The organism is Flavobacteriaceae bacterium GSB9, from assembly GCA_022749295.1.
GTDB lineage: Bacteria > Bacteroidota > Bacteroidia > Flavobacteriales > Flavobacteriaceae > Flavisericum.
The window spans coordinates 934,112-949,101 of sequence record CP062007.1 but is presented as its reverse complement, the minus strand read 5'-3'; the positions used below and the strand labels follow the sequence as shown (position 1 = coordinate 949,101).

General features: G+C 36.2%; 8 protein-coding genes. All 8 read left to right on the top strand.

Annotation, left to right across the window (positions count from 1 at the left end; genetic code table 11):
• The first annotated feature begins 15 nt into the window (after positions 1–15).
• The 8 genes from glpK to GSB9_00821 all read left to right on the top strand — a co-directional run bounded on the left by glpK (position 16) and on the right by GSB9_00821 (position 14,848).
• A complete protein-coding gene (glpK, locus tag GSB9_00828) occupies positions 16–1,515 on the top strand; it encodes a glycerol kinase GlpK (GenBank protein UKM64281.1) in 1,500 nt (499 codons plus the stop codon).
• A 126-nt stretch (positions 1,516–1,641) separates the two neighbouring features.
• Positions 1,642–2,196 carry an RNA polymerase sigma-70 factor gene (locus tag GSB9_00827; GenBank protein ID UKM64280.1) on the top strand — a complete coding sequence of 185 codons (555 nt, stop codon included), beginning with the start codon at positions 1,642–1,644 and terminating at the stop codon, positions 2,194–2,196.
• Between the two features lie 96 nt (positions 2,197–2,292).
• Positions 2,293–3,480: a DUF4974 domain-containing protein gene (locus tag GSB9_00826; protein UKM64279.1), complete on the top strand. Its 1,188-nt coding sequence runs from the start codon at positions 2,293–2,295 to the stop codon at positions 3,478–3,480.
• Between the two features lie 177 nt (positions 3,481–3,657).
• A complete protein-coding gene (locus GSB9_00825; GenBank protein UKM64278.1) occupies positions 3,658–7,074 on the top strand; it encodes a TonB-dependent receptor in 3,417 nt (1,138 codons plus the stop codon).
• Positions 7,075–7,098: 24 nt separating this feature from the next.
• The gene (locus GSB9_00824) at positions 7,099–8,580 is read left to right on the top strand and encodes a RagB/SusD family nutrient uptake outer membrane protein (protein ID UKM64277.1); all 1,482 of its coding nucleotides are present in this window, start codon (positions 7,099–7,101) and stop codon (positions 8,578–8,580) included.
• A gap of 189 nt (positions 8,581–8,769) precedes the next feature.
• A complete protein-coding gene (locus GSB9_00823) occupies positions 8,770–11,799 on the top strand; it encodes a TonB-dependent receptor (GenBank protein UKM64276.1) in 3,030 nt (1,009 codons plus the stop codon).
• Between the two features lie 11 nt (positions 11,800–11,810).
• Complete coding sequence (locus GSB9_00822; protein UKM64275.1) at positions 11,811–13,340, top strand: RagB/SusD family nutrient uptake outer membrane protein; 1,530 nt, start codon at positions 11,811–11,813, stop codon at positions 13,338–13,340.
• Positions 13,341–13,702: 362 nt separating this feature from the next.
• Positions 13,703–14,848, top strand: a complete 1,146-nt coding sequence (locus tag GSB9_00821; protein ID UKM64274.1) for a T9SS type A sorting domain-containing protein — start codon at positions 13,703–13,705, stop codon at positions 14,846–14,848.
• Positions 14,849–14,990: the final 142 nt, after the last annotated feature.

The following is a 14,990-nucleotide window of genomic DNA, read 5'->3' as shown; positions in this document are numbered from 1 at the left end:
TTTCAAATTAAAAAAATGTCGAAAAAATATATTTTATCCATAGACCAAGGTACTAGCGGTACAAAAGCCATAATTTTTGATGAATCAGGAAGCGTGGTTATTAAAGGCACTGCACCTTTAAAATCGTATTATCCAAAATCCAGTTTTGTAGAGCAAGACCCTCAGGAAATATATCAGAGTGTTATAGAGGCTGTAAAAACATGTATTTCTGAATTTCGTGCACAATTTCCAGGTAAAGAAGACCATATTATTTCTTGTGGGATTTCTAATCAGCGAGAAACTTTTGTGCTTTGGGATAAAAATGGAACTCCGTTGCACAATGCTGTGGTTTGGCAGTGTAAACGTTCAAATGCTATTTGTGAAACACTTAAAGAAAAGAATTTAGAATCGAAAGTAAACGCCAGTACAGGGCTTACAATCGACCCTTATTTTTCAGCGACAAAAGTTATTTGGCTAAATGAAAATAATGCTAAAGTTAAAGAAGCCATTGAAGCTGGTAACGCTTATTTTGGAACAGTTGATACTTGGTTGCTATACAAATTGACTAACGGCAAAAGTTATAAAACAGATCATACCAATGCCTCTCGCACATTGTTTTATAATATTTATGATTTGGATTGGGACCAATCGCTTGTAAAGGATTTTAACCTTGAAAATCTGAATTTACCCGAAGTTACTTTTTCTTCAGACCATTTTGGTGATTCCAATTTTGAAGGTGTTTTTGCAAAACCATTGCCCGTTACAGGAATGATAGGCGATTCACAAGCCGCATTTTTTGGCGAGGCATGTTTTGTAAATGGCACGGCCAAGGCAACTTTGGGAACGGGGTCGTCAATTTTATGGAATGCCGAAAAATTAGAAAAACAAACCGAAAATGGTATGCTCACCACTATAGGATGGAGTATTGATGGTCAAGTGAATTATGCCCTAGAAGGTGTTATTGTGAGCTGTGGCTCTACCATAGAATGGCTAAAAAACCAATTGGACATTTTTTCTTCATATGATCAAATAGAGGTAATGGCCACTTCGTTACAGGGTAATGAAGGCGTGTATTTAATTCCTGCGTTTAGTGGCATGGGTGCGCCTTATTGGCAAAAGGAATGGAAAGCCTCTATTCATGGCTTAACCTTTGGAACAAAAAAAGAACATTTAGTTCGTGCAGCATTGGAGTCTATTGCCTTTCAAATAAAAGATGTTATTAAATCGATAGAAGAAGAAACTCAAACAAAACTTAAAGAATTAAAGGTTAATGGTGGCATAACTGCAAACCAGTTTTTAATGCAGTTTTTGACCAATTTATTAAAAACGCCAATCACCAATATGGGTATTACCGATGTGTCGGCATGGGGTGCAGCTTTAATGGCCGGTTTAGGTGCAAAACATTGGAAACGGTTTGAAGATTTTCCAAAACCGTCTTCAGAAGTATTAAAAAGTTATCTTCCGGATAAAAATGGGGCGGACGTAGATCAATTTTATTTAAGTTGGAGTTCTATTTTACAAGACAAAAAACGGTAACGACAAACTAAAACCAAAGTTATTTGATTAGAGCAATTTTATAGAAGGCATAGTATATTTTTTTTTTACAGTTTTAGGTATATAGATGGATGTAATGTCCAAGAATTAGAAAATAAGGTTTTCTGGATGAATGAAAAAGATTTAATTATACTTCACAATTTAAAGCAAGGTAACACAGGTGCCTTTAGGGAGTTGTTCGATTTTTACTATGTACCGCTAACCACATACGCTTTAAAATATTGTGATTCTTTTGATTTGGCCGAAGATATTGTTCAGGATTTGTTTGTTAAGTTTTGGGACGAACAATTGTACATAAAACTAGAAAGTGCTTTAGGGCCGTACCTTTTTACTGCGGTTAAAAATAACACCCTGCAAATATTAAAGAAAAAATCAAAATATCGTTTTGAAGAAATAGAAGAGCAGGCTTGTAGTTTTATTCAAGAGTTTGATTTCGATAAGTCTAATTTAGAAGCGGAAAAGAAAAAACTGCACAATCAAATAGAAGAATTACCACCAAAAAGCAAAGAAGTTTTTAAAGCGATTGTGCTAGATAACCTAAAATACAAAGAAGTTGCGTTACAGTATAATATTAGTGTTAATACTGTGAAAACTCATTATTCACGGGCCTTAAAGCAACTTAGAAACTCTATTGGAATTATAATATTGATACTTTTTTCATAAAAAGTTCATTTTTTTGTCACCCATTTTTTAGTTTTTGCAATTATGTTAATATAGTATATGTATGTATTAATATAGAACATATTATTTATTGCAATAATGAAAAGCACCCCTGACATACCCAAACTTATCTCATCTTATTTTAATAAGAGCATTTCAGAAGACCAATTCAAGCAGTTAAGCGATTGGATTAATGCTTCTTCGGAAAACAAAGAAATATTTACTGAATATTTAAGAGTCTACAAAACCTCGAGTAAATTACGGTTTTTAGAAACCGTTGATGAAGATTTGGCTTGGAAGCAAATAGTGTCTAAAACAAAAAGGCATTTAGGTACTGAAACTCCCAAATCAACGACAAAGACAAAATATTTAAGCATTGGATTTCCGTTTGTTAAATATGCTGCACTAGCGGTTTTGTTTTTGGGTATAGGCTACTTAGTTACCCGTAGCAGTTTTTTTAGTTCAAATGAAGAAACAGTTGTTCCTCCTGGAAGTATTGTACTTGAAATGGAAAACGGCGATATTAAAATTTTAAATGCAGAAGCAAATAACCAGCTTACCGATGGTCAAGGTAATGTAATAGGCTTGCAACATGGTAAACAATTAACCTATGATGATGAGCAGAAGCATAGGGCTCTTGTGTATAATACTTTAACTATACCTTATGGTAAGCGTTTTAGTGTTAAACTATCTGATGGAACAACTGTTTTCCTAAATTCTGGAACATCGTTGAAATATCCGGTAAAATTTATTAAAGGACAAAAACGAAACGTTTACTTAACCGGTGAGGCCCATTTTGATGTAACAAAAGATGCTGAACATCCTTTTGTTGTAACTTCCAATAACATACAAGTTCAAGTATTGGGAACCACGTTTAATGTTTCGGCATATCCAGAAGATAATTTATCGGATGTTGTTTTGATTGAGGGTTCTGTGAAAATGTCTGCCAATAAGGAATCGGTAAACCAAAGCACAACGCTTGTTCCGGGAATGAGAGGCTCGATAAACAAAGGAACCAAGAGAATTTCAACCCAAAAGGTAGATACTACTATTTACACCTCATGGATGCAAGGCGAGCTCTTTTTTAGAAATATGCCTTTTGAAAATATTGTTAAAAAGCTTGAACGTCATTACGATAGGAAAATAGTTATTTTAAATAAGGCACTTAAAGAAGAAAAATTTAATGCCAGTTTTAAAGAAGAACCACTAGAGAATGTGTTGAGCTACTTTAAAGAAAGCTACAATATTGAATACAAAACTAAAGACAACATAATTTATATCAACTAACTAAAAACTTTTAAAACAACTAAACAAAATGCGACATTGAAAAACCACACTACAGAAACAATCACTTATACACCTTTTTTATAAAATAAAAACCGGAAAATGTTGCAGCATTTTCCGGTAGGTATTAAGTGAACAACTAAAATTAATCAGTCAATCACAATTTAACAACGCAAAAATATGAAAAAACTTCATGTCAATGAGGGCTGGTCATGCCCTTTCCTAAAATTTGACTTAAAGATGAAACTAACTACACTTTTAATTTTTGCATCCATCATAGGTATGTTTGCGAGCGAGGGGTATACCCAAACAATTTCATTAGATGTAGAGAATGAAACGGTATTGAACGTTATTGATAATATTGAAGCTACCACTGAATATAGGTTTGTTTACAATACAAAATTTGTAGACTTAAAACGAAAAGTGTCAATTAAAGTAGAAGACGAAAAAATAGAAAAGGTTTTAAAAAACCTATTTTATGACACGAACACTAAATTCAAAATAAGGAATACTCAAATTATCTTAAAGAAAAAATCGATTGCTAAACCTGTAGAATCGTTTTCTGTAGAAGAGACTCTTGAAATACAAGGGGTTGAGGTGACCGGTACGGTGACCGATGTTAATGGACAACCGTTGATGGGAGCTAATATATTGGAAAAGGAAACATCAAACGGTACCCAGACCGATTTTGACGGTAAATTCGCCCTAACCCTTAGAGGCACTGAAGCGACCTTAGTGATTTCTTATTTGGGCTACCTTACAAAAGAGGTGAAAGTAACCGGACAACAAAATTTAAACATTGTTTTGCAAGATGATGCTGCTAGTTTAGATGAGGTGGTTGTGGTAGGCTATGGGTTGCAAACCAAAAGATCGGTAACCGGATCGGTTGCTACGGTAGAGGCCAATCAATTAGCTGAAATACCATCTAGCCAAATAACACAAAAATTACAAGGGCAAATAGCAGGTGTTCAAATTAATCAGCAAACAGGAACACCTGGGCAAGGTATGGCGGTCCGCATTCGGGGGCAAGCCTCTATATTGGCTAATAGCAACCCTTTGTATGTTGTTGATGGCTTTCCAATTTCATCCGATATTAATGCTATAAATCCAGATGAAATTGAAACCGTAACAGTATTGAAAGATGCCTCGGCTACGGCTCTTTATGGTTCCAGAGGAGCAAATGGTGTTGTTTTGATTACTACCAAAGGTGCTAAGTTGGGGCAAACCAATTTTGGCGTTAATATGTATTATGGTTTTCAGCACGTTCCAGAACGAGGCAGGCCAGATATGATGAACGGTACAGAGTTTGCTCAGTTTAAAAAAGAAAGTTATGAAGCTAAAGGCTTAGAAGTCCCCGAAGTTTTCCAAAACCCAGAGCAGTATGGAGAGGGTACCGACTGGTATGATTTGTTGTTAAGAGAGGCTGCGCCAATTCAAAACTACAGTATTTCTTATTCCAAAAGGGATGAAAAACACGGTGTGTCCGTTATTGGAGGATTTTTCAATCAAGATGGTGTGGTTTTAAACTCAAACTATCAAAAGTTTTCACTTAGAGCCAATACCAGTTTCAATATAACAGATTGGCTAAGCATAGGTGCCAATGTAGCACCTTCTTATACTTTAGAAAATAGATTAGATACAGACGGGTTGTTTTTTGGAAGTGGTGATCAAATCTTAGCGAGTGCATTACAGGCTTGGCCTATAATACCGGCTAGAAATCCTGATGGCTCCATTTCTTCAAGTGCATTTATTCCAGGAGTAAGTGCTTTTTCAACCCCCAATTGGTTGTACACGATTAACAATATTACAAGAGATTATAAAACAACTACTTTATTATCTAATGCCTATGTTGAGGCAGAGGTTATTGACGGACTACGCTTAAAGTCTACAATAAATGCAGAAATTGGGCATGTAGACAATAAGAATTTTACACCTTCGTATGTGTCCACAAGCTGGAACAATTCGCCACCTAGAACTGCAGTTGGTGTTTATTCCAACAGTAACTACCTTACTTGGCTAAATGAAAATACGGCAACTTATAATAAGTCTTTTGGGGAACATAATTTTGAATTATTGGGTGGACTTTCTGCTCAAAAATATAGATTTGAATCTACCGTTATCGAGGCGTCAAATTATCCAGATGATCGTATTTCAACCATCCAGTCTGCTATAAACGTTAATAGGAGCGATTCTGGTAACGACATCCAAGAGTGGAGCTTGCTTTCTTATTTTTCAAGACTTAATTATAATTATGCAGGTAAATATCTATTCTCTGCGTCTTTTAGATCAGATGGGTCTTCTAGGTTTGGTGTTAACAATCGTTGGGGAAACTTTCCTTCAGTATCTTTAGGTTGGATTGCATCTGACGAAGAATTCATGAAAGATATTGATGCCGTGTCGTTTTTAAAGCTAAAGGCTAGTTATGGTGTTACAGGAAACAACAACATTGGTAATTATACGCAATCTCCTAACGTAAGCTTAACAGCTAATGCCATATTTGGTTCAACAATAGCCAGTGGAGCCGCCTTATCGTCTTTAGGAAATCCTGATTTAGGTTGGGAGAAAACGGCACAAACTAACGTGGGCTTTGAACTTGGTGTTTTAAATAATAGAATTCAACTTTCATACGATTTTTATACTAAGAAAACCACCGATTTACTATTTAACTTAGAGGTACCATCGGCATCTGGTTTTTCAGAAATAACGTCAAATGTCGGCGAGCTTAAATTTTGGGGACATGAAATAGGGATTAAAGCCAATATTCTAAAAGGCGACTTTACATGGAATGCCAATTTTAATATATCCGCAAGCGACAATCGTGTTGAAAAATTATCAGGACTTACAGACGAACTTATTTTTGGGGATTCTGGGCGTGGTACTACCATAACTAAAGTAGGCGGACGTATTGGACAGTTTTATGGATTTATTCAAGACGGTGTTTACGACAACCAAGAGGAGTTTGACAATTCACCAAAGCACCCAAGATCAGGTGTGGGTACCATTAAATTTGTTGATATTAACGGAGATGGTGTTATTACGGAAGATGGTCCAGACTCCGACCAAACAGTAATAGGAAATCCCTTTCCTGATTTTATTTATGGTTTAACTAACAATTTTGAGTACAAAAACTTTGATCTATCTATAGTAATGTCTGGGGCTGTTGGTCACGATATCAATAGAAGGTCTGACGAGGGTACGGCCAATCTTGATGGTGTGTTCAATGTTCTCAAAGAAGTTAAAGATAGATGGCGTTCCGAAGATGATCCAGGAGCTGGAAAATATGGAAGAACCGATGGCGATACTGGTTTGGAAAGAGGTAGAAACCACACACGTTTTATACATGATGGAAGCTATTTAGCTATAAAAAACCTAACATTAGGCTATAATGTTCCGCTAAAAAACACCGACTTTTTTAAAGCTATTCGCCTGTACTCAAGTATTCAACAACTATTAGTTATTTCTAACTACAGCGGTAACCCAGAGGTTAGTACGCGAGCAGGAAATGGTGAGAGTACCGCGCTTACTCAAGGTATAGACTTTTCAGCATATCCTATTCCACGAACTATAACTTTTGGGGTTAATTTAAGTTTGAAATAATAGTTATTCTTTATTCTAAAAATTATGAAAACAAAAATAATATATCTAGCAATCTTTGCAGCCTTTTGGTCTTGCAGTGACTTCCTTGAAGTAGATTCAGAAACCGAACTGAGTGACAACGCTTTTTTTGAAACTCCAGAAGATTTCGAAAAGGCCATAAATGGCGCTTATGCACCACTTAGGGATGCATACGATAAATCGGCCTACGTTATGGGTGAAATGCGGTCCGATAATTCTTATTACGACTATAATGCTGATAACCGTGGGCAAAATCCTCCGGAGTTTATAGCCGATTTTGTTGAGCAATCTTCAAACGAAAACATACAGGCAAAATGGGATTACAATTATTTCGTCATTTCTAGAGCAAATAAAATACTTAATGAGATAGATAATGTAGATTTTTCAGAAGCCAATGTAAAGGATAACATTACCGGTCAGGCTCATTTTTTAAGAGCACTTGCTTATTTTGATTTGGTTCAATTTTTTGGAGGTGTGCCTTTGCACTTAGACCCAGTAACTACTCTTGAAGGTACAGCTTTGCCCATTACAGCGCCGAGCTCGATTTATGATCAAATTATTGATGATGCCCAACAGGCTATAGCAACACTACCTAAAAAAGCAGATCAAGAGCCGGGTAGGGCTACTCTAGGTGCAGCGAAAACCCTATTGGGAAATGTTTATGTTGTGTTAGAGAAATGGCCAGAAGCTCGTGACGTATTGAAAGAAGTTGTAGACTCAGAAGAATATGATTTAATGCCTACTTATGCTGATGCTTTCAACCCGAATAATAAAAACAACCAAGAGTCGGTTTTTGAAATTCAATATAAGGAAGGGCCAGAAGGATATAACAGTGATTTTATTTATCAGTTTATGCCCCAGCCTATAACAGCCGATGAAGTTGCGGAAATCACCGGATTGCCAGATGGTGTAGCGCAAGGACTTACGGTTGAAGGGTTCAATTTGCCTACACCAGACCTTATAGCGAGTTATGAGCCTGGAGACCCAAGGTTAGATGCAACGATACAATATATAGACCTCTCGGCTTCTGGTAAGCTCACACCTTACGTAAACAAGTACAATCATGCGCACGCTCAATTTCAAAATACAAACGATAACTGGCCGGTATATCGCTTTTCTGAAGTATTACTGTTGTTGGCCGAAGCGATGAACGAATCTAATTCGGGCGATCCATTAATGTATTTGAATAGGGTAAGGGCGCGAGTAGACTTAGATCCTATAACAACGACGAATACAGACGAACTTCGTGATATTATTTTACACGAACGAAGAGTTGAATTGGCTTTTGAAAATAAAAGATGGCTGGATTTGGTACGTACAGGTAATGCCGAAACCGTAATGAAGGCTTTTGGTGCCAATGTTATAGCTAACCCACAAGAATATTATTTTCCTGAAGGTACAGGGCCTATTCCATCAGCCTATGGCACTATTAATACGTTATTTCCTTTGCCTTCAAGGGAAACTATTTTAAACCCAAATTTAAATTAACAAGTTTTTAGATTGTTGAACAGAGATTTGCCTTTCTGTAATAACGGTTAATTCTGTTCAAATGCCTCCTTTAGAAGTAATATTAATAAAGGAGGCAATGCCGCAGAGTATACTGTTGCCTTAATATCAACCTACTTGTATAGCTAAAAATTTAACAAACTAAACTATATAATTAACAAAAATTCAATTATGAAGAAAAAACGAAATAGAGCTTTTTTCAGCAAATTAAGTTCTACAACTAAACTATATTTTTTGTTGCCTTGTGTTACGGCACTTTGGGTGAATACAAGTCATGCAAGCATTAGTTTTGAGAAGACAACCAGTGAAACAGGTACAGTTTTAAAGGTGAAACCAACAAGTACGGTCCAACAAACTATTTCTGGTACAGTAACCGATATTAACGGACAACCGTTGTTGGGAGCCAGTATTTTGGAACAAGGAACATCTAATGGCACGCAAACCGATTTCGATGGTAATTTCTCCTTAACACTAAAAGGTTCTAGTAGTACCATAATAGTTTCTTATTTAGGGTTTGTAACACAGGAAATACAAGTTTCCAACTCACAAAAATTAAACATTGTCTTAGAAGAAGATGCTGCTAGCTTAGATGAGGTTGTAGTTGTTGGTTACGGTTCTGTTAAAAAGAGAGAATTAACAGGATCTGTAGCCTCAATGAAACCAGAAGATTTTAATGAAATAGCAGCTCCTGATGCCATGCAGCTTATACAAGGGAAAGTAGCTGGTTTGAGTATTACACGTACCAATGGCGGCGACCCAACACAAGGGTTTGAAATCCGTTTGCGAGGGGCTTCAAGTATAAGCGCTAGCCAAGAACCTCTTGTAGTAATCGATGGTATACCTGGAGGAAATTTAAATGCTTTAGCTCCTGAGGATATTGCTTCAATGGACATATTAAAAGATGGTTCGGCGGCAGCTATTTATGGAACGCGAGGAACTAATGGGGTTATTTTGATTACCACCAAAAAAGGAAAAAGTGGTGCAGCGCAGGTTGAGTTTTCATCAAAATATACGGTACAATCTATATTAAATAATTTAGATGTCCTAAATGCCAATCAGTATAGAGCGATGAAAAGTAAAATTGAAGCAACACATCCAGAAGTAGCAGCATCAATGATTGATTATGGTTATGACACAGATTGGTTTGATGAAATTACAAGATCGCCTCTAAGTCACATACAGCACTTGTCTTTAAGTGGAGGAAGTGAAGAAACCACATATCGCTTGTCTTTGTACTATACCGACCAGCAGGGTGTGATGTTAAACTCAAGTATGGATGAATTGCGTGGTAATTTAAACTTAACACACCGCACTTTAAACGACCGTTTAAAATTCAACGTGCAATTAGGACTTTCAGATAGAAAGGAAAATCCTGTTAATTACGATGCATTCAGACAAGCCACAAAAAGAAATCCAACAGAGCCTGTTTATAATGAAGATGGAAGCCTGTTCGAAATTCAAGGTTGGCAATACGAAAATCCGGTAGGTCAATTATTGGAGCGAACACGGGATAATAGTGCGTCATATTTTTTCGGAAATTTAGGTTTAGAGTTGAAGATAACCGATTGGTTAAAAGCAGGTGTAATTGGTGGACTTCAAAAAAGAAGGTACTTAAATGGCTATTACGAGCCAAGTTACTCGCTTCCACAAGAAACCAGTGGAAGAACAGGTACGGCAAGCCGTTCCGCAGGAATGGAAGAAACCAAAACTTTGGAAGCCACTATTGATGTCAATAAAACTTTTGATGCTCACGTATTCAATGTTACGGCAGGATATTCATTTCAGGAATTTATAGCCGAAGGGTTTGATGCAGAAAATTCAAACTTCATTACTGATGATTTGTTGTACAATAATATAGGTTCTGGAACCTTCTTAACTTCAGGTAATGCAGATATGGGGTCGTTTAAAAACAAAAATCGTTTGGTTGGATTCTTTAGTCGTATAGCGTACAACTACGATGGCAAGTATTTTTTATCTGCCAGTATCAGAACAGAAGGGTCTTCAAAGTTTGGAGCTAACAATAAGTGGGGAACATTTCCTGCAATTTCTGCTGCTTGGGACATTACCAAAGAAGACTTCTTTGATAGCTCAACCTTCGATTTACTTAAAATCCGTATAGGTTATGGTGTAACCGGTAATCAAGGTATAGACCCTTATTTGTCGTTGTCTAGATTATCAGAAACAGGATTTTTCTTCTATAACGGGAATTTTATACCAGGATATGGGCCAGACAGCAACCCGAATCCGAATTTAAAATGGGAAACCAAAAAAGAAACCAACATCGGTTTAGATTGGGCTGCCAAAAATGGAAGAATTGGTGGTACTATAGATTATTATGTTAGAGATACCGAAGATCTGCTTAACTTATACGATGTGCCTGTTCCTCCAAATTTATATGAACAAACAATGGCCAATGTTGGTTCTATGCGTAACTCAGGTTTAGAAATAACCCTTAATGCGGTACCAGTAAGAACTAAAGATTTTAACTGGAATCTAGATTTTAATTTTGATTATCGTAAAAATGAGCTATTGTCACTGTCAAACGACTACTATTCTTTAGAATACCGTAATGTTGGTGCAATAGGTTCTCCGGGTGTTGAGGCATGGACGCACCGCTATTATGAAGGTGGTTCAATTGGGAATATCCACGGGTATATTTATGAAGGTTTAACTGACGAGGGGCTTTGGATATTTAAGGATACCGATGGTGTAGATGGTATTACTATAGAAGATAGAACAGATATAGGTAACGGTATTCCTGATTTTTATGCAGGTTTAACGAACGCGTTTAAATACAAGAATTGGGATATGTCTTTTATGTTCCGTGGTATGTTTGGGCATCAAATTATTAACCATAAACGTATTTTTTACGAAAACCCAAGTTTGTTGCCTCTAAACATTTTAACCTCTGCAATGGATACAAACCTTTGGGATAGCCCTAATTTTTCAAGCTACTATGTTGAAAATGGAGATTTTGTAAAATTGGACAACCTTACCGTGGGTTATAACATACCATTTAAAAACACAGATTTAATTAAATCGGGTAGAATTTTTGTAACAGGAGCCAACTTATTTGTAATAACGGGCTATAAAGGGATAGACCCTGAGGGTGCTATCGGTGGATTAACACCAGGCATAGACTCTAGGAACGATTACCCGAGTACAAGAACTTTTACCTTAGGTTTCAACGTTAAATTTTAAAAAAAATCATTATGAAGAAATTACTTATCATATTAACTGTATTTGGGCTATGGTCTTGTACAAATCTAGATGAAGAGGTTTACGACACCATTGTAACCGATCAATATTACCAAACAGAAAAACAAGTGCTTTCTGCAGCTGGGCCGGCCTATAAAGAATTAAGAGGCCTGGTACAAGTTGGAGCAGCCTGGGGGCTTAATCAATTGTCTTCCGATGAAGAAATACTGCCTACCCGCGGTATTCACTGGAACAATGGCGGTATTTACAGACGTTTACAACAACATACATGGACAAGTGAAGACGGCATTATTAACGATTCCTGGAAGTTTGTTTATAATTTAGTTTCAAACTGCAATAGACTTATCTATCAATTTAATTTAATTGAAGATAAAAGTGAAGCATTAATTACCATTACAAATGAATTGAGAGCCCTTAGAGCTTTTGCATATTTTTATGGTATGGATGCCTTTGGGAACATTCCTATTGTAGATAAGTTTGATGTTCCTAATGGATACGCACCCTCAACGAATAGTAGAAAGGAAGTTTTTGATTTTGTGGTTAGCGAACTGGAAGAAACGTTACCTAATTTAAGTAAAGAAAAAGACATGACTACTTATGGGCGAATGAACTATTATGTTGTACAGTCGTTGTTAGCTAAAATTTACTTAAATGCTGAAGTTTATGTTGGGGAAAGTATGTTGGATGAATGTCTCACTGCTTGTAACGATATTATAGAAAACGGTGGCTTTTCTTTGGATAACAACTATTTTGCAAACTTTGCTATAGAAAACCAAGGATCGCCAGAGAATATCTTTGTTATTCCATTTGATGATACCTATACTACCGAATGGGGGTATATGAATCAATTTCAATACTGGACATTACATTTTACGGCAAACCAAACATTTGGAATGGAAGCTGGTGGCTGGAATGGGTTCTGTGCTGATCCTGCATTTTACAGATCTTATGATGAAGACGATTTGAGAAGAAATGTATGGGTGGTAGGCCCTCAATATTCAACAACGGGTGAGGTTGTATATTGTAACCAAGAGTTGGCTGGAAAACCCTTGTCTTATAGTATCGATTTAACTTCTTTGGAAGGCTCATTTGAAGATGAAGGAGCTCGTTTAGCAAAATACGATTACACAGGTGCTAAAAACTGGACGGTTTCGTGTGATTTTGCGGTTATTAGATATGCCGATATTTTACTCATGAAAGCAGAAGCGCTGATGAGAAAAAATGGAGGCGCAGCAACTGCTGAAGCCGTTAATTTAGTTAACGCTGTTCGTAATCGAGCATTTGCAGATACAACAGGGAAATTATATACAACCAGTACACTGACATTGGAAGCCTTATTAGCTGAAAGAGGTTGGGAGCTTGCCGGAGAAGGGTGGAGAAGAAACGATCAAATTCGTTTCGGTACGTTTACCTCAGGTGAATGGACTTTCAAATCTGCGTCTCCAGACACCCGAAATTTGTTTCCAATTCCTCAGGCTCAAAGAAATGCAAATCCTAACCTAGATCAAAATCCGGGTTATTAACTTATAGAGTTTGTTTAGTTAAAAAGCGGGATGTTTAATTTATAACATACCGCTTTTTTTATATAAAAATATAACGGATGGATATATTTTTTAGTTTTATTTTTAACTCTATGAAAAGAGTCGCTGAGTACATGGAGTAATGGTAAAAAGTAAGCCTTTGAGTGAAGTTTTTACTGTAACGCTTTTAAAATAAAATAAAATTTATTAACTTTTCAAGTCAAATATAAGCTATTAAATTTTGTTACAAAATTGACCATCGTTCAAAAATAGTTATGAATGAAATTATATTTTGTCAATTTGCTTAATTATTAGTGAATAATATCAAGAAAAATAATTATTAACAACTAAAAACTATTTAGAAAATGGAAAAAAAATTACTATTAGTGCCAATATTACTTTTTACATTAGTGCTAAACGCACAAAATGTTAAGTATTGGGATTTTGGCGCCAAAGAATTAGGCGCAGGTTATGATAACATGATGCCTTTACAATACCTAAATGCCTTTGCAAATTATAATCGCCAAATAGAGTTAACTTATGAAGACCAAGTTTACACGCCTAATGAAGGTTTTGTAAATGAAAGTGGAAAGAGTGCGCCTCTTATTTATGCTACAACGTTTAACGCGAATTACGCAGGTGTCAATTTTGAGGTAACATCCAAAGGTTCGGCTTCAGATCCGGGAGGAACTTTGTTAAGTGGGGGCAGTGAATTAACTAAACCTAAAAACTTACCAGATTTAGATGGGGCTACTGACTTTATTTTCAAAAGAGATAGTAATAGTGATCGAATCTATACGGTTAGAAATGACATCACCCGTTATGATGAAAGAACAGAGTTGTTCGATGGTGTTAATGTGGAGGAGTTTCCTGGTTGTTTACAGTATACGACACCTGGTGAAAAGCGATATGACAGACAAGGGGGAAGAGGTTTCCAAATGCAATTAGAAGCTGGTCAGCATGTTTATGTTATGGGAGCAGGTCAATATACGGATATTGAAGGTGATGGGACTTTAGGTTTCAGTACTGGTTATTTTCAGTTTATATATGAAGGTACTGGTACACCAGTTGATGAGGTAGATGTAGGAACAGGTACTGGTGATCCAAATGGTCCAATCGACAACCCAAATTCAGGAGATGAATCTTTCAGAGTAATGAAGTTTCAAGCCGTGGATGCTGGTCAATATAGCTTAATTAACAGAGGAGGAAAAATTAGAGTGTACAGAGTTTATATTAGTGACACAGATATTAGTAGCGAACTTGAAGCATTGCTTAGTGTTGATGATAAAATCGCTTCTCCTGTTTCTACTGATATTAGAGCTATTGGAAACAGAGTATATGTTTCAAACGTTAAATCAAACACTGAAATTAACATCTATAGCATTACTGGAGCGTTAGTAAAATCATTAAAAACTGATGTTAACACAGAATTTGAATTTAACTCCGGTCTTTACATTGCAACTATTAAAACTGCTGAAGGACAAAAATCTGTGAAGTTTGTTACAAACTAGAAACCTATAAATAAACAATCTGCTATTATCGGATTGTAACTTGATAGGATATAATTTAAAGCCTCTTGATTAATTAATCAAGAGGCTTTTTCTTTTAAGATAGATGTTGTTTGCTTTCCGGAATAAGTATAGCTATTGTGAT